At 70.3% G+C, this 21888-nt stretch carries 19 protein-coding genes; 8 read left to right on the top strand and 11 right to left on the bottom strand.

The features are described from left to right. Positions 1–2 precede the first annotated feature (2 nt). The 5 genes from ACWF7A_RS08300 to ACWF7A_RS08320 form a co-directional block, all read right to left on the bottom strand. Positions 3–815, bottom strand: coding sequence for a carbohydrate ABC transporter permease (locus ACWF7A_RS08300; RefSeq protein WP_229904302.1), 813 nt, complete (start codon positions 813–815; stop codon positions 3–5). Then, positions 815–1774: a carbohydrate ABC transporter permease gene (locus ACWF7A_RS08305; RefSeq protein WP_452249754.1), complete on the bottom strand. Its 960-nt coding sequence runs from the start codon at positions 1772–1774 to the stop codon at positions 815–817. Before ACWF7A_RS08305 ends, ACWF7A_RS08300 begins: the two co-directional genes overlap by 1 nt. Then, positions 1774–3054 carry an ABC transporter substrate-binding protein gene (locus ACWF7A_RS08310; protein WP_452249755.1) on the bottom strand — a complete coding sequence of 427 codons (1281 nt, stop codon included), beginning with the start codon at positions 3052–3054 and terminating at the stop codon, positions 1774–1776. The genes ACWF7A_RS08305 and ACWF7A_RS08310 overlap by 1 nt, the downstream gene beginning before the upstream one ends. Before the next feature lie 446 nt (positions 3055–3500). Further along, entirely contained in the window at positions 3501–4523 is a 1023-nt protein-coding gene (locus tag ACWF7A_RS08315) for a LacI family DNA-binding transcriptional regulator (RefSeq protein ID WP_452249756.1), read from the bottom strand. Between the two features lie 137 nt (positions 4524–4660). Next, positions 4661–7312, bottom strand: a complete 2652-nt coding sequence (locus tag ACWF7A_RS08320; protein WP_452249757.1) for a glycoside hydrolase family 9 protein — start codon at positions 7310–7312, stop codon at positions 4661–4663. A 192-nt stretch (positions 7313–7504) separates the two neighbouring features. On the opposite strand from ACWF7A_RS08320, the gene ACWF7A_RS08325 reads away from it, so the two are divergent. Continuing rightward, positions 7505–9550 carry a cellulase family glycosylhydrolase gene (locus ACWF7A_RS08325; RefSeq protein WP_452249758.1) on the top strand — a complete coding sequence of 682 codons (2046 nt, stop codon included), beginning with the start codon at positions 7505–7507 and terminating at the stop codon, positions 9548–9550. On the opposite strand, the gene ACWF7A_RS08330 is transcribed toward ACWF7A_RS08325, so the two are convergent. Continuing rightward, positions 9534–10496 (bottom strand): alpha/beta hydrolase, encoded by a 963-nt coding sequence (locus ACWF7A_RS08330; protein WP_452249759.1) that lies wholly within the window; start codon positions 10494–10496, stop codon positions 9534–9536. The two genes, ACWF7A_RS08325 and ACWF7A_RS08330, sit on opposite strands and share 17 nt — an antisense overlap. A 98-nt stretch (positions 10497–10594) precedes the next feature. On the opposite strand from ACWF7A_RS08330, the gene ACWF7A_RS08335 reads away from it, so the two are divergent. Further along, on the top strand, positions 10595–11581 hold the full coding sequence (locus tag ACWF7A_RS08335) for a helix-turn-helix domain-containing protein (protein ID WP_452249760.1): 987 nt from the start codon (positions 10595–10597) through the stop codon (positions 11579–11581). Further along, entirely contained in the window at positions 11578–12363 is a 786-nt protein-coding gene (locus ACWF7A_RS08340; protein ID WP_452249761.1) for a GNAT family N-acetyltransferase, read from the top strand. Before ACWF7A_RS08335 ends, ACWF7A_RS08340 begins: the two co-directional genes overlap by 4 nt. Before the next feature lie 95 nt (positions 12364–12458). Here the strand turns inward: ACWF7A_RS08340 and ACWF7A_RS08345 are convergent, their stop codons facing one another. After that, positions 12459–13130, bottom strand: coding sequence for a TetR/AcrR family transcriptional regulator (locus ACWF7A_RS08345; RefSeq protein WP_452249762.1), 672 nt, complete (start codon positions 13128–13130; stop codon positions 12459–12461). Positions 13131–13248: 118 nt separating this feature from the next. On the opposite strand from ACWF7A_RS08345, the gene ACWF7A_RS08350 reads away from it, so the two are divergent. Continuing rightward, complete coding sequence (locus ACWF7A_RS08350) at positions 13249–14559, top strand: MFS transporter (RefSeq protein ID WP_452250152.1); 1311 nt, start codon at positions 13249–13251, stop codon at positions 14557–14559. Here the strand turns inward: ACWF7A_RS08350 and ACWF7A_RS08355 are convergent. The 3 genes from ACWF7A_RS08355 to ACWF7A_RS08365 form a co-directional block, all read right to left on the bottom strand. After that, the gene (locus tag ACWF7A_RS08355; RefSeq protein WP_452249763.1) at positions 14552–15499 is read right to left on the bottom strand and encodes an alpha/beta fold hydrolase; all 948 of its coding nucleotides are present in this window, start codon (positions 15497–15499) and stop codon (positions 14552–14554) included. The genes ACWF7A_RS08350 and ACWF7A_RS08355 overlap by 8 nt on opposite strands. Before the next feature lie 69 nt (positions 15500–15568). Further along, a complete protein-coding gene (locus ACWF7A_RS08360; protein WP_452249764.1) occupies positions 15569–16042 on the bottom strand; it encodes a GNAT family N-acetyltransferase in 474 nt (157 codons plus the stop codon). After that, the gene (locus tag ACWF7A_RS08365) at positions 16039–16890 is read right to left on the bottom strand and encodes an NAD(+)/NADH kinase (protein ID WP_452249765.1); all 852 of its coding nucleotides are present in this window, start codon (positions 16888–16890) and stop codon (positions 16039–16041) included. Before ACWF7A_RS08365 ends, ACWF7A_RS08360 begins: the two co-directional genes overlap by 4 nt. A gap of 167 nt (positions 16891–17057) precedes the next feature. On the opposite strand from ACWF7A_RS08365, the gene ACWF7A_RS08370 reads away from it, so the two are divergent. From ACWF7A_RS08370 to ACWF7A_RS08385, 4 genes are read left to right on the top strand one after another with little or no spacing between them, the layout of a single operon-like run. Continuing rightward, positions 17058–17675: a M15 family metallopeptidase gene (locus ACWF7A_RS08370; protein ID WP_452249766.1), complete on the top strand. Its 618-nt coding sequence runs from the start codon at positions 17058–17060 to the stop codon at positions 17673–17675. Next, the gene (alr, locus tag ACWF7A_RS08375) at positions 17660–18763 is read left to right on the top strand and encodes an alanine racemase (RefSeq protein WP_452249767.1); all 1104 of its coding nucleotides are present in this window, start codon (positions 17660–17662) and stop codon (positions 18761–18763) included. Before ACWF7A_RS08370 ends, alr begins: the two co-directional genes overlap by 16 nt. Further along, positions 18760–19713 carry a D-alanine--D-alanine ligase family protein gene (locus ACWF7A_RS08380; protein WP_452249768.1) on the top strand — a complete coding sequence of 318 codons (954 nt, stop codon included), beginning with the start codon at positions 18760–18762 and terminating at the stop codon, positions 19711–19713. Before alr ends, ACWF7A_RS08380 begins: the two co-directional genes overlap by 4 nt. Continuing rightward, a complete protein-coding gene (locus tag ACWF7A_RS08385; protein WP_452249769.1) occupies positions 19710–20702 on the top strand; it encodes an acyltransferase family protein in 993 nt (330 codons plus the stop codon). Before ACWF7A_RS08380 ends, ACWF7A_RS08385 begins: the two co-directional genes overlap by 4 nt. Here ACWF7A_RS08385 and ACWF7A_RS08390 read toward each other — a convergent pair. Next, positions 20656–21675, bottom strand: coding sequence for a glycoside hydrolase family 5 protein (locus tag ACWF7A_RS08390; protein ID WP_452249770.1), 1020 nt, complete (start codon positions 21673–21675; stop codon positions 20656–20658). The genes ACWF7A_RS08385 and ACWF7A_RS08390 overlap by 47 nt on opposite strands. Positions 21676–21888: the final 213 nt, after the last annotated feature.

Raw genomic sequence — 21888 nt, forward strand, 5'->3', positions numbered from 1 at the left:
TTTCACCCCTTGACGGCGCCCTGCATCACACCGGCGACGATCTGCCGCCCGAGCACGAGGAAGACGATGAGAACCGGAACCGTGGCGAGCGTGGTCCCGGCGAGTACGAGCGAGTAGTCGACGTAGTAACCGCTTTGCAGCTTCTCGAGCGCGACCTGCAGCGTCGGGTTGTCCGCGTTGAGGACGACCAACGGCCACAGGAAGTCGTTCCAGGACTGCATGAACGTGAACACACCGAGCATCGCGGCGGCGGGCCGGGCGGCGGGCAGGGCGACGTGCCAGAACGCGCGCCACAGGCTGCAGCCGTCCATCCGCGCCGCCTCGACGAGCTCGTCGGGGATGGCGTCGAGGAGGTACTGCCGCATCCAGAACACGCCGAACGCGGTGACGAGGTTCGGCACGATCACGGCCTCGAGCTCGCCTGCCCAGCCGAACTCGGCCATCGCCATGTAGAGCGGGATGATGCCGAGCTGGGTGGGCACTGCCAACGTCGCCACCACGAACAGGAACAGCACACCGCGACCGCGGAACTTCAGCTTGGCGAAGGCGAACCCGGCCAGCGTGGACAGCAGCACCACCGAGAACGTCACGGTGCCGGACACGAGGAAGCTGTTGCCCAGGGCCTTCCAGAACGGGACCGTGTCGAACACGCGCAGCGAGTTCGTCCAGAAGTTGCCGCCGGGGATCAGCGTGAAGTCCCCTGTCAGCACCGAGTTGTCGCGGCTGGCCACGAGGAACGACCAGTAGAACGGGAAGGCGGAGCCGAGCACGAACGCGCCGAGGATCCCGTAGATCGCGAAGGACGGTCGTTTCATCATTTGACGGCCCTCCTGGTGAGGAAGAAGTTGAGGCCGGCGACGGCGATGACGACCATGAACAGCACCCAGGCGATCGCGGAGGCGTAGCCGAGGTCGTAGCCCTGGAACGCGGACTGGTACAGGTAGAGCACGACGGTCTGGTACTGGTGCTCCGCGCCGCCGCCGCTGCCACCCGAGGGCTCGAACAGCTTCGGCTCGGTGAAGATCTGCAGACCGCCGATGGTCGACGTGACGACCACGAAGATCAGCGTCGGCTTCAGCAACGGGAGCGTGATGCTGAAGAACCGCCGCAGCGCGCTCGCGCCGTCCACCAGCGCGGCCTCGTAGACGTCCTTCGGGATCGCCTGCATCGCGGCGAGGATGATCAGCGCGTTGTAGCCCGTCCACCGCCAGTTGACCATCGACGCGATGGCGACGTGGCTGCCGAACGTGCTGGCCTGCCAGTCGATCGGGTCGACGCCGATCAGCCCGAGCACGTCGTTCACCAGGCCGTACTGCGGTCCGAAGAGGTTGCCGAAGATGATCGTCAACGCCACGAGGCTCGCCACGTAGGGGAGCAGCACGCCCATCCGCCAGCCGGTGCGGGCCCGTAGGTTCGCGTTCAGCAGTGCCGCGATCACGACCGCGACGACGATCTGCGGCCCGCTCGAGAGCAGGAAGATGCTGAAGGTGTTGAACAGGGCGTTCCAGAACTGGTCGTCCTGGAACAGCGTGCTGTAGTTCTCGAGGCCGACGAACGGCGGCTCGTCGTCGCCGATCTCCCAGTCGAACAGGGAGACGTAGGCCGTGTAGAGCAACGGGAACAGCCCGATGGCGATGAAGAGCACGAAGAAGGGTGCGACGAACAGGTACGGCGACACCTTTGCGTCCAAATTGGACATACGGTACCGCCGCGGAGGCCGCGGGCGAGACTCCTGCTCTCGCCCGCGGACCTCCTTGGAAAGAGTGGCGGTCACTACTTGGCCGCCTTCTGAGCGCCTTCGACGGCGGCCTTCCACGCCTCGTCGGCGGACTTGCCCTGTTCGACGGACAGCAGCGCCGGGCTGAAGACCGTCTCCTGGATCTGGCCGTCGGCCGGGCCCTTGTACTGCGCGGCCTTGATCTTCTTGGCCTGGGTGGCGAACAGCGCGCCGGCCTTGACGTCACCGAAGTAGGCGTTGGTCTGGTCCAGCAGCTCGGGGGCGTCGAGCGCCTTCACCTGGCTCGGGAACGTGCCCTTGGCCTTGAACGCCTTGATCTGCTGCTCCGGCGCGGTCAGCCAGGCGGCGAGCTCGGCGGCCTTCTTGGCGTTCTTGCTCTGCTTCGGCACCGTCAGGTACGAGCCGCCCCAGTTGCCGCCACCGTTCGGGAACGCGTCGGTGACCGCCCACTTGCCCTTGTTCTCGGGGCCGGCCTGCGACTCGACCACGCCGAGCATCCACGACGGGCAGGTCTTGGTGGCGAACTTGCCGAGCTTGAAGCCGGTGTTCCACTCGTTGCTGAACGCACCGAGCCGGGCCGACTGTCCCTTGGCGACAGCGGCGGTCACCGCGGTCCAGTTCTTCTTGATGTCGGCGTTGCTGTCCACGACCAGCTTGTCGGACTTGTCGTAGTAGCCCGTCTCGAGCTGGTTGTGCATGGCGTTGTAGACCTGGGCGGCGCTGTCGAACCATCCGACACCGGGAACCTTGGCGATGAACTGGTCACCGGCGGCGAAGTAGCTGTCCCACGTCGCGAAGAGAGCCTTGACGCCCTCCGGGTCCGACGGCAGACCAGCCTGCTCGAAGAGGTCCTTGCGGTAGCACATGGCGAGCGGACCGATGTCGGTCCCGTAGCCCATGAGCTTGCCGTCCTTGGTCGTGACGGCCTCGGTCTTCCACTTCAGCCAGCGGTCGTCCTCGACCTTCGGGCCGATCTCCTTGAGATCGTTGAACTGTCCGGACTTCGACATGAACTGGCTGAGGTAACCCTCTTCGACGCCCTCGATGTCCGCGAGGCCGGAACCCGCACCGAGCTTGGTGAACAGGTTCTGGTGGTGGGGCTGGCCCTGGCCGGTCTTGCGCTGCGTGATCTTGACGTCCGGGTGAGCTGCTTCGTACTCCTTGAACAGCTCTTCGTAGCCGAACTCGTTGAACGTCGCGATCGTCAGCTCAGCCGGTCCGTCCGAGGACTGGCTGGCCCCGCCTGACCCGCACGCGGTGGTGGCGGCGGCGGACACGGCGGCACAGATCAGCACGCTGATCCAACGGTGTCGCACGGGAGAACTCCTCTGGTCTCGGCGGCGGGTTCTGGGAGCGCTCCCAGACGGGGAGGAGTGTCGTACTGGCTTCGAACGTGTGTCAAGACACACTTCGGGGTACACCAGGTGTTTTCGGCGCTGGTCGACGGGGTGACCTCGCGATTCATGGCTCAGGTCACAGTTGGGAAACCTGGGAGCGTTCCCGGAAGTGTGGCCGTTGGGTTAACACTGCGTGTCGCTTCCGGCACGGACAGCGTCAGTTGGCCGGCGGTGTTCACGTGCCCGGAAAGTGCGTGAGAGCACCAGATCAGCCGCGCGAACGGGCGAGCCGATGTCCGGCGTTCGGCCGTGTTCCGGGGGCCTGGAGCAGGCATGCGTTCACCTGGGCAGGGCTCGCCCGGGGTCGCAGAGGCGTGCGGTGCGGACCGGGAGCACCGTCCGCGGAGTCGGGCGCGTGAACCGCGTCAGGCGCTCGCCCGGCGCACCAGCGAGGTCGGCAGCAGGAGCGACGGCGGGAGGCCGTCTTCGCCGGCGAGCTCGCCCAGCAGCCGCCACGTCATCGTGCGGCCGAGCTGCTCGACGTCCTGCCGGACGGTGGTGAGCGGGGGAGTCGCGGTCGACGCGAGCAGCGAGTCGTCGAACCCGACCACCGCCACGTCCTCGGGGATGCGCCTGCCACGGGCGTGCAGGACCTGCAGCACGCCCAGGGCGATGATGTCGGCGGCGACGAAGACCGCGTCGATGCCGGGGGCGCGGTCCAGCAGCTCGGTCATGGCGCGGGCGCCGCTCTCCGGGGTGAAGTCGGCCTCCACCACGAGGTCCGCGGGCAGTCGTGCCTCGCCCAGGCCCCGGCGCCAGCCGCTGAGCCGGTCGAGGCCCGCCGCCATGTCGCGCGGGCCCGCCACGGTCGCGATCCGGGTCCGTCCCAGTGAGACCAGGTGCCGGACGGCGTCGAGGCCGCCGGTGAAGTTGTCCGAGTCCACGAACGGGACCGAGCCCGCGGCCAGTGGACGGCCGCCCACGACGACCGGCAGGCCGAGCTCCTGGAGCCGGTGGGGCAGCGGGTCGTCGCCGTGCAGGCTCACGAGGAGCGCGCCGTCGACGTGGCCGCCCGCCAGGTAGGCGAGGAGGTCGTCGTGGTCCTCTGGACGGCTCATCATGAGCAGGAGCTGGATGCGGCGGCCGGTGAGCTCGGCGTGCACGCCGCGCAGCACCCCGGCGAAGAACGGGTCGCCGAGGACCCGGCTGCCGTGTTCGGAGACGATCAGCGCGAGGGCGTTCGCCTTGCTGCCCGCGAGCGAGCGCGCCGCCTGGTTCGGGCTGTACTTGAGATGGGTGATCGCGGTGTGCACGGCGTCGCGGGCCTTGGCGCTCACGTACTGCTCACCGTTGATCACTCGGGAGACCGTCGACTTGGACACGCCGGCGACGCGCGCGACCTCTTCGATCCGCGGTCCAGGCCGTCGTGTCCGGTCGATCTCCGTCATGGGGCCCATCGTAGGAGTCGGCGGGCCCCTTATCGAATGTGACGAAACGCCCGCGTGTCCACTTCGTGAGAGCGCGACCTCGTGTGGGAACGGGGCGGGACGCCTGTGCCGCGCAGAACGTCCCGCCCCGAGGCTCGTCAGGGCTCGGTGCCCCACGCGAGCGAGCCGCCTGTGTAGGCGGTCACCCGGTCGAAGTCGGTGAGCGCGGTGCTGATCCGGTAGCTGTGGTCGTCGGACTGCGTGAAAGAGGACCAATCGGACTTCGCCGTGCGGATCTGGATCTCGCCGGTGCTCGCTCCGGCGGCGAGGCTGCCGGACGTGAAGGCGACCTCGACGTACGCGTCGGCTCCCGTGCGAGCGGCGGCCAGCTTGACCACTCGCACCTGGACTCCCGCGCACCCGATCTGCGCCCAGTCGCACCACACCTGGTACGTCGCCGACGGTGCGTCGCCGGTGAACCAGTACCTGATCGTCGTCGTGGCGAGGCCGACCGGCGTCGTGCCGCGGTTCGTCAGCTGGAGCGTGGCGCCGATCTGGTTCGACGTGGCCGCGCCGGATCCCTTGTGCTGCACCGCGAGCGTGCTCGCGGTGCCGGGGAGCGTGCGGGTGGAGACGGCGGAGCTGACAGCCGACACGTTGCCCGCGGCGTCTCTCGCGCGGACCGAGAACGAGTACGGCGTGTCCGGCGTGAGGCCGGTGACCTGGAAGCTGGTCGTGCCCGTCGAGCCCGTGACGCTAGTGCCGGTGAGCACGTCGTACCCGGCGACCCCGACGTTGTCGGTCGAGGCCGTCCAGCTCAGCGTGACACCGGTGGTGCCGGGCGTCGCGGTCAGTCCACTCGGGACGGACGGCGGCACGCTGTCGGCGACGCCGCCGCCGGGCTCGGTGCCCCACACCGTCCTGCCGTCCTGGCGCAGCACGATCCGGTCGGTCTGCGCGACGGTGTTGCCGCTGCCGAGACCGGTGTGCGACCAGTCGTTGGACGGGTCCCACGTGCCGGCGCTGGTGATCCGGAACTGGACCTCCTTGCGGTACGCGGACTGCCCGGCCGGAGCGACGCCGGGGCACGGGATCTCCACGTAGTACACGGACCCGCTGTGCGGCGCCGGCGCACTCGGGGTGCCGCACTGGTTGTAGTTCGTGGTGACGGTGATCTGGTTCGGCGTGGTGGCGCCGTCGAGCGTGAAGTAGTAGCGCAGCGTGCCGTTGAACGTGCGCGCCGGCCACGCGCTCTTGTTGAGCACGAACGCCTTGATCTCGGTGAACTGGGCGGCGCTCTGGTTCACCGACGCCTGGACGGTCAGCTCGGGCCCGTCCGGCGTCTCGGCGGTCGGGAACGAGGCGAGTGGAGTGCCGCCGAACTCGCCGTACAGCCGGGCGAGCGCACCGGTGAAGCCCGCGTTGTAGTCGAGCGCGACCTCGTTCATCACGTAGTCGCTGCGGCTGTCGGTGTAGGCGTCGTTGTTGGTGCTGGGGCCACCGACCAGCGCGCCGTACAGCACGTGACGGCTGGTGACGGGCTCCTGGATGCTGTCCGCCCACGACCCGTGCGCTCCCCGGTGGTGCGGGTTGCGCGGCGGGTTGGTGCCGAAGCCGACGACGTAACTGGCGTTGCGAGGGTTGTCCCCGAGCGCGTAGTTGATCTGCCGCACGCCGAAGTCGTGGTAGGTCCTGGCTCTGGCGCTGTCGCGAGTGGACAGCCAGTCCGAGTAGGTCAGGGCGGCGAAGGCGGTGTTGGCGGCGTAGCGCAGCGAACCCCAGCTGTCGAGCACGGCCTGGCCGCCGGGGGAGTAGCGCACCCGGTTGCCGTTGTACCCGGTGGTCCAGAAGTCGAGCCAGCGGTTGGCGTCGGTGATGTAGGACTGCTCGCCGGTCAGCTTGGCCATCAGGACGTAGGCGCCGTAGGACTTGTCGTCCCACGCGATGGTCCACTTGTAGGAGCGTTCGGAGCTCTGCGGCTCGGTGCCGAGCTTCTGGTACTCGGCCTTGGCCTTCGTCAGGTAGCTCGCGTCACCGGTGGCGCGGTGCAGCCAGATCGCACCCCAGACGAGCTCGTCCTGGTAACCGCTCCAGGAGTTGTAGAAGCTCGCGGCGTCCGTGATGCACGAGCTGTACTTGCCGCGGTAGGTGTCCGCGAACGAGTAGAGCTGCTTGGCGTGCGTCACCAGCGTGGCCGCGTAGGTGGGGTCGGTGTCCTTGAAGACCATCGAGGCCGACGCCATCGCCGCCGCGTACTCGCCCGCGAGGTCCGAGCCGGGACAGGAACTGTCCACTTTGTACGAAGGGCGTGCCATCGTCATGACCTCGGGCGAGCCCCACCAGGCGTGGTCGGGGTTGCCCGCGCCGACCTGCCCGTAGACGACGTTCGGGGACGGGTGCGCCTTGATGATCCAGTCGGTGCCGTGCCGCAGGTTCGCCAGGAGGTGCGGGAGCTGGCCGGAGCTCGTGTAGGCGGCCCGGTTCTCCACGGCGCCCCAGGCGAGCATCGACACGCTGAACGCGAAGGGCAGCCCGAACTTCACGTGGTCGCCGGCGTCGTAGAAACCGCCGGACAGGTCGAGGCCCACGTCGGAGCCGTCGCGCAACGCCGAGTCCGCCCGCCAGCTCACGCGGTTGCTCGCCGGCAGTGCCCCGGATCTCTGGGCGTCGTAGAACCAGACCGACTTCTGCAGCGCCTCCGCGTAGTTGAACGCGGGTGCGGCCGCGGACGGTGACACCACCGGACCGGCCACCACCGCGAGTGCCGCGACGAGGACGGCTGCCGCAGATCTGATCAGGCGACTGTGCACGTCAGCCTCCGGGGACAGGGGACGAGACGGATCTGGGAGCGCTCCCAGGTCCGGGACTGTAACGGTCACGAAAGCCGTGCGACAGAGGCGTTTCCGCGTTCGACGTCGATTCGACGGTTCTCCTGTCCGCGTTACGTCCGGATGAATACAGTGCGGCCTTCTGGGAACGCTCCCAGACTCGGGAGGTGTGTCATGACCGGACGGCGCGTTGTCGCGCTCACGGCGGCTTTCGTCTCGGTGGCCGCGAGCATCGGACTGGCGGTCGTGGCCCCGGCCGCGGCGGCACCCGGCTGCAAGGTGGACTACACGGTGCCCAGCCAGTGGCAGGGCGGCTTCACCGCGAACGTGGCGGTGACCAACGTCGGTGACCGCGTCAACGGCTGGCGGCTGACCTGGACCTGGCCCTCCGGACAGCAGGTGAGCCAGGCGTGGAACGCCACCGTCACGTCGTCCGGCGCCCAGGCCACCGCCGCGGACGCCGGCTACAACGCGGTGATCGAACCCAACAGCACCGTGTCGTTCGGCTTCAACGGCAGCTGGTCCGGCGCGAACACCGCGCCCACGTCGTTCGCCCTCAACGGCGTCACCTGCACCGGCAGCCCCGGTACACCGACGACGACCACCACGACCACCACCACGGGCAACCCCGTACCGGGTGACGCGATGGCGCAGGTGGCGGCGATGCAGCCGGGGTGGAACCTCGGCAACACGCTGGACTCGACCGGGAGCGACGAGACGTCCTGGGGCAACCCGCGCGTCACGGAGGCCCTGCTGGACAACGTGAAGGCGCAGGGCTTCAAGAGCATCCGCATCCCCGTGACGTGGGGCCAGCACCAGGCGTCGGACCACACCATCGAGGCGGCCTACCTCAACCGCGTCAAGGAGGTCGTCGGCTGGGCGCTGGCGGACGGCTTCCAGGTGATGATCAACATCCACCACGACTCGTGGCAGTGGATCTCGGCCATGCCGTCGAACCGCACCGGCGTGCTCGCCCGGTACAACGCGATCTGGACGCAGCTGGCGGCCGCCTTCAAGAACTCGCCGGGCGAGCTCGTCTTCGAGAGCGTGAACGAACCGCAGTTCACCGGCAGCTCGGGTGACGCCCAGAACGCCCAGCTGCTGCACGAGCTGAACTCGTCCTTCCGCACCATCGTGCGGAGCTCCGGCGGCAACAACGCGAGCCGCCTGCTCGTGCTGCCCACCCTGCACACGTCGTCCGACCAGGCCCGCCTCGACGAGCTGGCCACGTCGATCAGCGGTTTCAACGACCGGAACCTGATCGCGACCGTGCACTACTACGGCTACTGGCCGTTCAGCGTGAACGTCGCCGGCGGCACGAGGTACGACGCGACGGCGCAGAAGGACCTGACCGACTCGTTCGACCGCGTGTACAACACCTTCGTCGCGCGCGGCGTCCCGGTGATCCTCGGCGAGTACGGGCTGCTCGGGTTCGACCGGCACACCGGCACGATCGAGCAGGGCGAGAAGCTGAAGTTCTTCGAGCACCTCGGCTACTACGCGCGCGCCAAGAAGATCACGACGATGCTGTGGGACAACGGCCAGCACCTCGGCCGCACGTCGTTCCAGTGGAGTGACCCCGAACTGGTCGCGCAGATCAAGTCGAGCTGGTCGACCCGGTCCGGCACGGCGTCCACCGACCAGGTGTTCAGCGCCCGCTCCAGCGCCGTCACCGCCAAGACGATCACGTTGAACACCAACGGGACCACGTTCAGCGGCCTTCGTCAGGGCAGCACGGAACTGGTGCGGGGCAACGACTACACGGTGTCCGGCGACCAGCTCACCCTGACGTCGCCGGCGATGACGAGGCTGAGCGGATCACGCGCCTACGGCACGAACGCCGTTCTGACGGCCCACTTCTCGGCGGGCGTGCCGTGGCGGATCAACCTCGTCACCCACGACACGCCGGTGTTGTCCGCCGCGACCGGGACAACGGGTTCGTTCTCGATCCCGACGACCTTCCGCGGCGACCTGCTGGCCACGATGGAGGCGAAGTACGCCGACGGGTCGAACGCCGGACCTCACAACTGGACGTCCTACAAGGAGTTCGACAAGGCGTTCGCACCGAACTACACCACCGGCGCGACGACGCTGACCCCGGAGTTCTTCGCCGAGGTCAACGACAACGCGCGAGTGACGCTGACGTTCCACTACTGGAGCGGCGCCACCGTCACCTACCACGTCACCAGGTCCGGCAGCACGGTCACGGGGACTCCGTGACCTTCAGCCCGCGGCGCAGCGCCTCCACCTCGTCCGCGAACATCCGGCGGGAGATCTCGGCGCTCTCGATGAGCGACGAGCCGTGGAACGTGGCGGGGTAGAGGCGCAGCTCGGTCGGTACCCCCGCGTGCGCGAGACGGCGTGCGTACTCGACGCCCTCGTCGCGCAGCGGGTCGTACTGGCAGGTGGTGACGAACGCGGGCGGCAGGCCGGAGAGGTCGGTCGCCCTGGCCGGGGCGGCGTACGGCGAGACGTCGTCGCCGCCCGGTTCGGTGCCCAGGTAGGCGGTCCAGCTGTAGATCGCGTTGGGACGGTTCCACAGCGGGGTGTCGACGTAGTCCCGCATCGACTCGGTGTCGAGCCGGTCGTCCAGTTCGGGGATGCCGAGGAGCTGGAAGGCCAGCCCGGGACCACCGCGGTCGCGCGCCAGCAGCACAGTCCCGGCGGTGAGCCCGCCGCCCGCGCTCTCGCCGCCGACACCGAGCCGCGCGGGGTCGATGCCCAGCTCGTCCGCCTTGGTCGCCGTCCACACCAGGGCCGCGTAGCAGTCCTCGACCGGTGCGGGGAACGGGTGCTCGGGCGCGAGCCGGTAGTCGACCGACACGACCACGACGTCCAGCTGGTCGACGATCTTGAGCACGTGCGACTCGAACATCTCGACGCTGCCGATGACGAACCCGCCGCCGTGGATGTAGACGAGCCCCGGCACCGGGTTCTCGCGGCCCGCGCGGCCGTAGACCCGCACCGGCACGTCCGGGGCGCCGGACGGGCCGGGCACCGTCTCGTCGCGGACGTCGATCGTGTTCACCGGTTCGTACGCGGGCATGAGGCCCGCCAGCGCCGACTGCTGGTCGCGGGCGGCGAGCAGCGCCTCGTGGTCGGTCATCGTCAGCTGCGGCAGCATGTCGAGCCAGGGCAGCAGTTCCGGGTCGATGTCGTAGCTCATGGGACCCATCCTCGGCTCGGAGCGGCGGTGCGGGCAGCCGACACGTGGCGGGCGATTCGGCCACCCGGCCAGCCACCTGTCGGGGCTATGGTGACGGGATGAAGGGCCTGCTGCTGAGGTTGTCCGGGCTGGACGCCGACGCCGAGAGCGCGGTGAGGGTGATCGGGTTCTTCGATCGCCTGATCACCGAGCGCGCCGGCCTGGACGCCCTGGTGCGCAGCACGTCCGAGCTCGCCGGGTGCCCGGTCGGCCTGCACGCGCCCGGCCAGGGGCTCTCGCTGCGGGCCGAGGCCGGTGGTGCGGTCACGGCCGATCCGGTGCCCGCGAAGGCGTCGGTGCGCGCCCTCGAAGGCGGTGTGCGGGTCTGGGTCGCGCGGCCTGGCCCGCCCGCGCCGCTCGACGACATGCTGCTGGAACGGTTCGCGATCGCCGCCGCGGTGCTGCTCGAGCACTCCAGCGTGCCGCTGCCGGAGCTGGGTGATCCCGCGCTGGTGGAGCTGGTGCTCTCGGAAAGCGTTGGCACGGCGGAACGTTCGCGGGCGCTGCACCTGCTGGGCATCGGTGCGACCTCGCCGTTGCGGGTGCTGGCGGCGATCGGTGAGGTGCCCGGCCGGTCCGCGCTGGTCGGTGACGTGCGGGCGGTGCTGAGCGTGGAGGTGCCGCGGTCCGACGGCCGGCTCGGTGTCGGGCCGTTGCTGCCCGCGATCGACGCCGCGAGGTCGTGGCACGCCGCGCGACTCGCGCTGAAGTACACATCGGACGGTGAACCCGTGGTGTGGTGGGAGAAGCTCGGCGGTCTCGCGCTGCTGGCCGAGCAGCTCGACCCGGTCGGCGTCGCGGCGCTGCCGGACGTCCGCGCCCTCGACGTCCTGGCCGCCGAACCCGGCATGATCACGGCGCTCGACGCGTTGTGCACGACGGGGTCGGTCCGCAAGGCGGCCGGGGTGCTGCACCGCCACCACAGCACGATGACCGCGCGGCTGGCGCGTGCCGAGGCCGCGCTCGGGTTCGAGCTCGACTCGGCGTCCGGGCGGTTCCGGCTCCACCTGGCGTTGATGATGAGGCGGCTAGTCTCGGGCGCATGATCGACTTGACGGCGGAGTCCGTGGAGCAGCTGGTCGTGGGCTGGCGTGCGATGGTGCTGGACCGGGATCCGGACGCCGATGTGCGTGACCTTCCCGGTGTCGCGGTGAGGTGGGCGGACTGCCGTTTCCCGTTCTGGAACTGCGTCACGCTGACCGAGCCCGGCATCGGCGCCGACCTGCTCGCCCAGCGTTTCGCCGAGGCCGCGGAGGTCATGCGGGCGAAGGAGAACTTCGGTTTCCTGTGGGTGTTCGAGGACCTGGCGCCGGGCGCCGACCTCGACGCGCTGGCCGCTCGCGCCGGCCTCGAGTTCGCGTTCCCCGGCACCGGCATGGCGGGGGACCTGCTGCCGGTTCCGGAGCCGTCGCACGCGGAGCTGACGTTCGAGCGCGTGACCACCGACGAGCAGCTGCTGGCGTACGCGGACATCAACTCCCGCGCCTACGGGTTCGACCTGGAGGCCGGACGGGACGGCATCGCCGGATCGGCGTTGTGGAAGAGCGGCGTGCACGCGTACCTGGGCCTGCGGGACGGCGTGCCGGTGACGTGCGCGGGGGCGGTCGAGACGGCAGGGCGGTTGTTCGTGGTGCTGGTCGCGACCGATCCGGCCTGGGAGCGCCGGGGTTACGGCGAGGCGGTCACGCGCAAGGCGTTGCACGAGGCGTGGCGGGCTACCGGGATCACCCGTGCCACGCTGCACGCCACAGCCGCCGGTGCGCCCGTCTACCCGCGGATCGGGTTCGAGCCGAACGCGCCGATGCGGTTCTACGCGCTCAAGAGCTGAAACAGCTGACGTGAGCCGCGTTGGGCGTGGGCGGAAGGGACCACGTCCAACGCGTCTCGTCCCGCGGCCGCGAAGAGCGCGGATCAACGGGGTGGTCAGGCCGACACGGGCGCGCCCCACAGGCCGACGAGCGCGTCCACCAGCCCCGTCGCCGCGTCCGGCCAGCTCGCCCGCGGGGTCGGGGTGCCGTCGGCGAGGGCGCGCTCACGTTCGGCGATCATGTGCACGAGCAGCTGGCGGGCCATGTCGTGGCGTTCGGCCCGCACGTCGGCCGGCAGGTCGGCGAGACAGGCGTTGAGGCCCGCCAGGATGCGCACCTGCGACGGCGACGAGCGGGTCTCCTCGACGATGATCGGCCGCAGTGTCGGGTCCGTCATCACCTGGGCGCCGAACCGCGCGAACCAGGTGGGGCTGCCGACGGCGTCCAGGTGCTCGGTGACGGGGCGGACGAGGCACTCGAGCCAGTCGCGCAGGCCGGGGGAGGTGCCGAGGCCCGCGACCCTGCGCTGGCGGATCTCCTCGACGTGCGCGAGATGCTTGCGCGCGATGGCCCGCACGAGATCGGCCTTGGTGCCGAAGTGGTAGCCGACCGCCGTGTTGTTGCCCTGCCCGGCAGCCTCGCTGACCTGGCGGTTCGACACGGCCACCACCCCGTGCTCGGCGAAGAGCCGCTCGGCCGCCGTGAGGATCAGCTCGCGGGTGGCGTGCGCGCGCTCCGCCCTGGACCGGGCGTCCACCTTGTTCATCGTCACTTCCGCTTCGGACATCCGGGACATCCTTGCACCGCTCGATGTTAAGTCAAGTGACTGACTTAGACTCGATCGCGTGCTCCTCGAAGAAACGCGTCCGGTGACGCGCCCGAACGTCGTCGTGGCCGTGCTCGCGATGGGCGGCATCGTCGTCTCGCTGATGCAGACCCTCGTCATCCCGCTCCTGCCGAGGTTCCCCCAGCTCCTGGGCTCGTCGCCCGGCGACACCACCTGGGTCATCACCTCGACGCTGCTCGCCAGCGCGGTCGCGACGCCGGTCATCGGCCGGCTCGGCGACATGTACGGCAAGCGCCGCATGCTGCTGGTCAGCCTGGTGATGGTGGTCGTGGGCTCGATCATCGGAGCGCTGAGCTACTCGCTGGTGCCGCTCATCGTCGGACGCGTGGTGCAGGGCATGGCCGTCGGCGTGATCCCGCTCGGCATCAGCATCATGCGCGACGAGCTGCCACGCGAACGGCTGGCCGGGGCGACCGCGCTGATGAGCGCCTCGCTCGGTGTCGGCGGCGCGCTCGGCCTGCCCGCCGCGGCACTCCTCGTCGAGCAGAGCGACTGGCACATGCTGTTCTGGACGTCGGCGGGAGCGGGCGTCCTCGCCCTGGTGGCGGTGCTGGTCTGGGTGCCGGAGTCACCGGTCCGCAGCGGCGGGCGCTTCGACTTCCCCGGCGCGCTCGGGCTCTCGGTCGCGCTGATCTGCCTGCTGCTCGGCGTGTCGAAGGCGTCCGCGTGGAGCGGTAGCGCCGTCACGGGCCTGTTCCTCGCCGCGGCGGTCGTCCTGGGTCTGTGGGGCTGGTGGGAGCTGAGGTCACCACAGCCGCTGGTCGACCTGCGCACCACCGCGCGGCGCCAGGTGCTGCTGACCAACATCGCGTCGGTGTCGTTCGCGTTCGCCCTGTTCGCGCAGTCGCTGGTGCTGCCGCAGGTCCTGCAGCTGCCCGTCGCCACGGGTCACGGCCTCGGGCAGTCGCTGCTCGTCACGGGTCTGGTGCTGGTGCCGTCCGGCCTGGTCATGATGGCGACGGCGCCGGTGTCCGCGCGCATCTCGAACGCCCGCGGCCCCCGCACCACGCTGATCCTGGGCGCGCTGGTGGTCGCCTTCGGGTACGGCGCAGGGGTGTTCATGCTGACCGAGATCTGGCAGCTCGTCGTCGTCTCGGCCGTGATCGGCGCCGGCATCGGCCTGGGCTACGGCGCGATGCCCGCCCTGATCATGGGCGCGGTGCCGACCTCGGAGACGGCCGCGGCCAACAGCCTCAACACGCTGATGCGGGCGATCGGCACGTCGGTGTCGAGCGCCGTGGCCGGTGTGGTGCTCACGCAGGTGGGTGCGCCGTTCAGCTTCCAGCTCATCATGGGCCTGGGCGCCGCGACCGCGCTGCTCGCAGTCGTGGTCGCGGCGTTCATCCCCTCGGCACGTCCGGTCAGCTGAAGAACCGCACGATCTCGCCGGCGACGAAGTCCGGCTGCTCCTCGGCGAGCCAGTGGCCGGACCCGTCGACCCGCACGACCTCGAACTGGTTCGCGACGTTCGGCAGCGCTCCCAGGAACTGGTCGTACGACGAGATCGAGGCGAGGCCCAGCACGGGTACCGCCAGCTTGGCGTACGTCTTGCCGTCCGCGATGTCCTGGTGGAAAGCCTGGTACCAGCCGTTGCTCGCGCGGATGGCGTCCGCCGAGTTGTAGTTCTGCGCGTAGATCCGCCGCGACCGCTCGTCGATGGCGGACGGCGTGAACGCCGTGTTCGCGAAGAGCCAGTCGATCAGGTAGCGGAACCGGCCGGCCAGCAGCTGTTCGGGCAGGCCCATGACCTGGTTGAACGCGAACCACCACACGCTGAATCCACCCGGCGGCGGGAGCAGCGGGATCTGGTAGAAGCTCTCGTCGGGGTGCAGCACGTCCATGAACGCGACCTTCTTCGTCGCGTCCGGGAAGTTGGCCGCGAACGAGAACGCGACCATGCTGCCCAGGTCGTGCCCGACGACGTTGACCTTGCTGTACCCGAGCTTCTTGACGAGCTCGTGCAGGTCGGTCGCCATCGTCTTCTTGTCGTAGCCGCCCGCGGGCTTGCTGGAGCCGCCCTGCCCTCGCATGTCGACCGCGATCACGCGGAACCTCGTCGCGAGGGCGGGCAGGATCTTGTTGTACAGCCACCAGGTCTGCGGCCAGCCCGCCAGCAGGAGCAGCGGTTCGCCCCGCCCGCCGGTGACGTAGTGCAGGCGCACCCCGTTGACCTGCGCGTAGTTGTGCTGGAAGCCGGGGAGGTTCGGCTCGGGCGCCGTCCTCTCCGCGTCGGCACCGGCGGTCCCCGTGCTCGCGGCGAGCGCGGCACCCGCGCCCAGCGCGAACATCTTGCGCCTGTTCAGTTCCATCGTCCCCTGCCCCCTCCGGTGTGCTCGGCGCAGACATCCGAACAAGCGGGGCTCGAGCCTGGCTGGAGATCAGGGAACGAGGTGGTAGGCGACCGTCGGCCAGACGACACCCTTGATCTCGCGGTCCTCGTCGCGGGCGGGATCGCGGACGAACCCGGCGCGTTCGGCGACCTTGCGCGAGCCGACGTTGTCCCGGTGCGTCCACAGCCGCAGCTCGGTCACGGAGCGGTTCGCGAGGATCCACGCGACGAACTCCGTCAGCGCCCGGGACGCCAGCCCGCGGCCCCGCGCTCCGGCGGCCACGAGGTAGGACACGTGGCCGATGCCGTCGGCCACGTCGACGGCGACGTTGCCGCAGCGCTCGCCGCCGTCCTCGATGCAGAACGACGCGGTGGCGGCGTTGCCGGGCAGGGCCTCGATCGCGGCCGCGACCTGCTCCTCGGTGATCGTGGGCGGGTCGGTCGTGAACCGCTGGACCTCCGGGTCCCTGGTGGCCTCCGCGTACCAGCCCGCGTCCGCGACGGTCCACTCGCGCAGCCTCATCCGAGCTCCGCCGAGTCCGTGAGCCGCAGCTTGCGCCGCGCCCGCTGGTAGAACGTCGTCATCCCGAGCCGCACCACCCGCGCCGCCGCGGCCCGTCCGCGCAACGACACCCGCTGACCGGGCTCGACGTAGCCCGCGACCATGCCGTCGACCTCGACGGCCAGGCGGCCGCTCGACGGGAGCAGGTCGAGGTCCACCTGGTCGTTCACCGACAGCACCACGCCCCGGTTGTACGCGGAGTGCGGGGAGGCCGGGGTGACCAGCAGCGCCTCGACGGACGGGCTGGTGATCGGGCCTCCCGCCGAGAAGCTGTACGCGGTGGACCCCGTCGGGGTGGCGACGATGACGGCGTCGGCGGCGTAGCTGACGAACGGCTGGCCCGCCACGTGGACGGCGACCCGCGCGCTGCCGTCGCCGGGGACGCGGACCACGGCGATGTCGTTGAACGCGGTGATCCTCTGGCCGAGGAACTCCGCGTCGATGGCGAGGCGGGGTTCGACGGTGAAGTCGTGCGCGTCGATCGCGGACAGGGCGGCGGGCAGGTCGGGGACGTCGACCTCGGCCAGGAAGCCGAGTTTGCCCAGGTTGACGCCCAGGACCGGGGCCTTCTCGCCGTCGGCGAGACGCATCGCGCGCAGCATCGTGCCGTCACCGCCGAGGCTCACGACCAGGTCGGCGCGGCGGCCCAGCTCCTCCGGTGTGACCGGGGTGGCCTCGCATCGCAGGCGCTGGATCTCGTCGGCGATGCCGAGGATCTCGACACCGCGGTGGGTCGCCCAGCCGAGGATCGCCTCGACGGCGGCGGCGGAGTCTCGTTGCGGGTGCAGCACCAGGCCGGCGGCGTGCACGTCAGGTCGTCCTGAGTCGGGTCACCCCGCCAGTCTGCCGAATTCCGGCGCGGCGTGCGGGTTCTCAGCCGTTCGGCCGATGTTCTCCGCGCCGAACCGGCCGAACGGCGGCGGCGCGTGGCCTGGAGAAGGAGTCCGGAGTGGACGCGGCTTCCTAGGTTGGCTGCATGACCATCCTGCTAGCCGATCCGATCGTGCGCGCCGTTCGCGTGCTCGACAACGGGGATCCTTTGGTGCCACTGGACTACGCACCCGGCGTGCTGGTGCGGGAGGGGCTCGCGCGACGGCTCGACGTGGCTCGCGCGCTGCTTCCGTCCGGTGTGGACCTGCGGGTGATCGAGGGGCACCGCAGCGTCGCCGACCAGAGCGCGATCATCGAGCGGTACACGGCCGAGCTGGCGGAGCTCCACCCGCGCGCCGACGCCGTCGAGCTCGGCCGGCTGTCGAGCCGGTTCGTGGCGCCGCTGTCCGTCGCGCCGCACGTCGCGGGGGCGGCTGTCGACCTGACGCTGGTCACGACGTCGGGGGCGGAGCTGTGGATGGGCACGGCGGTCGACGCCACGCCTGAGGAGAGCGACGGCACGTGCTTCTTCGGCGCGCAGGTCGACGACGAGGCCCGCCACAACCGAACAGTGCTGGCCGGCGCGCTCGGGAACGCCGGCCTGATCAACTATCCGACCGAGTGGTGGCACTGGTCCTACGGCGACCGCTACTGGGCGTTGCTCAGCGGGGCCGACCACGCCGTCTACGGACCGGTGGAGGTGCCTGCGTGGGCGCGCTCGTGACGAGCGTCCGCCAGGTCTCGGCGGCGCCCGGGCTCTCGGTGGACCTCGACGCGGTGGCCGCCAACACGCGACGGTTCGTCTCGTGGGCGCGGGGTGGCGTCATGGCGGTGGTGAAGGCCGACGGGTTCGGGCACGGCCTGGGGGACGTCGCGCGCACGGCCGTCGCGAGTGGAGCGACGTGGATCGGGGTCACGTCGCTGGCGGAGGCCGTCGCGGTGCGCGAGTCCGGTGTGGACGCTCCGGTCCTCAGCTGGCTCAACCCCGTCGACGTGGACGTGCGCACGGCCGTCCGGTACGGGATCGACCTGAGCGTCCCGAGTCTCGAGCACCTGACGTCACTGGACGCCGGGGTGCGGGTGCACCTGCAGCTGGACACGGGAATGGCGCGGGACGGGGCCGCGCCGGAGTCGTGGCTGTCGCTGATGTCGGCGGCACGCCGTGCGGAACTGGCCGGGAGGGTCTCGGTCGTCGGAGTGATGGGACATCTGCCTTGTGCCGACACAGCTGGAGCGAGTGAGCCCGGCAAGCGCGCGTTCGCCAGGGGAGTCGAGATGGCGCGCCAGGCGGGCCTCGAGCCCTCGGTGCGGCACCTCGCGGCCACGAGCGCCGCGCTGACCGACCCCGGCACCCACCTGGACGTCGTCCGGATCGGGGCCGGACTGGTCGGAATCGACCCGTCCGGGACCACCCGGCTGCGCTCCGCCCTGCGGTTCACGGCGCCGGTGGTCCAGGTGCGGCGGGTCGCGGCGGGAACGGGGGTCGGGTACGGGCACGCGCACGTCACCGGCCGCGAGACGACGCTGGCGCTGCTGCCGGTGGGCTACGCGGACGGCCTGCCGCGCACCGCCTCCCGCCGCGCGGAGGTGTGGCTGGCAGGGCGCCGGAGGCCGGTCGTCGGGGTGATCTCGATGGACCAGGTCGTGGTGGACGTCGGGGACGACGGGGTGGCGCCGGGGGACGAGGCGGTGGTGTTCGGGCCGGGGGAGAACGGCGAGCCGACGGTCGGGGACTGGGCTCGGTGGGCGGGAACGATCCCGCACGAGATCGTGACGGGCATCGGGGCGAGGGTGCGGAGGAGCGTTCGATGAGGGGCATCCGCGTGGCCGTGATCGGCGGCGGGCAGAACTGCGAGCACGACGTCTCGGTGGCGTCGGCGGCGTCGGTGCGCGGGGCGCTCGACCCGGCGAGGTACGAGGTCGTGCCGCTCACGATCGGCCGCGACGGGCGGTGGCACGGCCAGGACGGCCAGGTGCTGGACACGCTCACGTCCGGCAGCCTCGCCGCCGCGCTCGACGTGCTGGCGACCTGCGACGTGGTTCTGCCGCTGGTCCACGGGCCGCTGGGGGAGGACGGCACGCTGGCGGGTCTGTGCGAGCTGGCGGGCGTGCCGTACGTGGGCTCGCCGCTGCGGGCCGGTGCGCTCGCGATGGACAAGTGGGCCACCAAGCTCGTCGCCGAGGCGGTCGGGGTCCGCACGGCGAAGGGAGTGCTGGTCACCGACGCGTCCACTGTGGACTTCGCCGGTCCGGTCGTGGTGAAGCCGGTGGCGGCGGGGTCGAGCTTCGGCGTGACGCTCGTCGAACGCGAGGAGGACCTCGAACCCGCGGTGCGCCGGGCGCTGGAACTCGACGACCGCGTGCTGGTAGAGGAGGTCCTGGACGGCCGGGAGATCGACATCGCGGTGCTGGACGACCCGGACGAGGGCCGCCGGACCGGTCCGCCGCTGGAGATCCGGGTGCCCGGGCTCTTCGACACGACCGTGAAGTACGACGGCAGCGCCCAGTTCGTGGTCCCCGCGCCGCTGGAGGACACCGAGCTCAAGGCGGTGGAGGACGCGGCGCTCCGGGTCTACGAGGCGCTCGGCTGCCGTGGGCTCGCGCGGGTCGACTTCTTCCTCACCGACCAGGGGTTCGTGCTCAACGAGGTCAACACCATGCCGGGCATGACGGCGGAGTCGCAGGTGCCCAAGATGTTCGCGGCCGCCGGACTGTCCTATCCGGACCTGCTGGACAAGCTCGTGCGGGGAGCGATGCGGTGAGGCGCATCGCCGGACTGGACGTGCTGCGCGGCATCGCGATCCTCCTCGTGATGCTGCGCCACGCGTTCCCCGACGTGTTCCCCGGTGCCGGGGTGGTCGGCGTGGTCGTGTTCTTCACGCTCAGCGGCTACCTGATCACCGGCGTCCTGCAACGGGAGTTGCAGGCGAAGGGACGTGTCGACTTCAAGCGGTTCTACCTGCGGCGGGCGCGCCGGCTGCTGCCCGCGTTGATAGCGCTCGTGGTCGTCTTCGCCGTCGTCACGCTGGTGTTCGATCCGCTGGGGGAGCGCGACAGGCTGCTCAAGACGGTGATCGTGCTGGTCACGTTCACGGGCAACCTGCCGATCAGCGGCGTGAGCCCGGCGGCGTTCCACGGCTGGACGCTCGCCACCGAGGAGCAGTTCTACCTTCTGTGGCCGGCGCTCCTCGCCTTCGCGTGGGTGCGCAACCGCACGGGCGCAGTCCTCGTCGTCACGGCGCTGGGAGCGCTCGCGGCCTGCATGGCCACGCTGGTCTGGCTGTGGCCGAACGCCGACAACGCGTACGCGCTGCCGACGTCGTGGTTCGTGTGCTTCGTGATCGGCGCCGCGACCAGGCTCGAGCTGACCACCGCGCCACGCTGGGCCGTGCCGATCGCGCTGACCGGACTCGCCGTGCTGTCGATCGTTCCGCTGCGGGGCCACGCGCTGACCTACCTCGTGGCGGGACCGGCGATCGCGGCCTGCACGGCGGTGCTGCTGCTCGTCTGGTCGAAGTGGGAGCAGGTGGCGACGCCGATCAGGCCGCTGGTCGCGCTGGGCACCCTGTCCTACGGCGCCTACCTCTGGAACTACCCGCTGACGCTGTGGCTGCGGCCGGAGCTGGGCGCCGCCGCCGGACCGGTCGCGGCGGTGCTCACGATCGTGGCGGCGGCGCTCAGCTGGCGTTACGTCGAGGAACCGGTCATGCGGCGAGGTAGCCGTTCACCAACGCGAGCCACGCCGGCTTGAGGTGCCAGCCGTCGGGCTCGGAGGGGTCGGCGTAGTAGATGCCGTGCGTGTCCGGGTTCAGGCCGCTGATCCGGTAGGTCCACCACGCCCAGCCGATGCCGTTGTCGTCGAAGGCCTGCAGCACCTTGCGGGCCTTCGCCTTCGCGTCGTCGTCCCCGCTCTCGACGCCGACCTGGTTGATCCACACCGGCACGTCGTGCGCGGCGCGGAAGGAGGTGATCTGCCCGATCCGGTTCAGGGGCTCGCTGAAGATGAAGTAGTTGCAGGTGTAGACGACCTTCGGGTCGACCGTCGTGTACGCGCCTTCGAGACGGCTGCACGCGTAGTTGTCGTTGGGTCCGACGACGATCGGTGTCCGGCGGTCGATCCCCCGGATCACACCGATCATCTCGTCGTAGAACGCCTTCACCCCCGCGTCGTCGACCCCGATCGGCTTCGGTTCGGGAAGGATCTCGTACATCCCCACGTACGCCTTGGTCTTGTAGCGCTTCGCGAGGAACTGCCAGACCTCCTTGAACTGCTGCTTCATCACGGGGTTCGTCCAGAAGTTGTCCGGGCGCCCCTCCGCGCCCTGGCCGTGGTCGGAGTCCACGAACAGCGTGATCCAGAGGCCCGCCGCACTCGCCTGCTCGACGGTCTGGTCGAGCAGCGCCAGGTGGCCCGCCTTGATGTGGCTGGGGTTGGCCGGGTCCGGGTCGCGGCTGTCGACGCCGTCCTTCCACTCACCCCACCAGCGCAGCGGGATCCGCACCGAGTTCGCGCCGGCCGCCGCGTTGTCCGTCCCGTCCTGCGGCTGGACCGTGCCCCACTGCCCCCAGTTGTAGCCGCGCGGCACGATCGGGTTCCCCGCCGGATCGACCACGTCGGCCCCCTCGACCGACAGGCGTGCCGGTGCCGCGGCGGTCGCCGGCACGCCCCCGAACAACAGCACGACCGCCGTGCCCAACCCGCACACCACGTGTCTGAGTTTCATGAGATGTCCCCTCTCGAGATCGGCGAGAACCGTTCGGGGCGATACGGTGCCGGACCTCCGGACGGGCGTGGTTCGGGATTTGTTCGGGGAACGTCAAGATCGCCGTTGTTCACCTTTGTTTCTTCACGCCGGCGTCTCGACCGTGAAGAACCTTCTCCCGCTACACAGGCAGCGGGAGAAGGGGGAGAGCATGAGTGACGAGGTGAGCCTGCC

The organism is Lentzea sp. NPDC055074 (genome assembly GCF_053608005.1).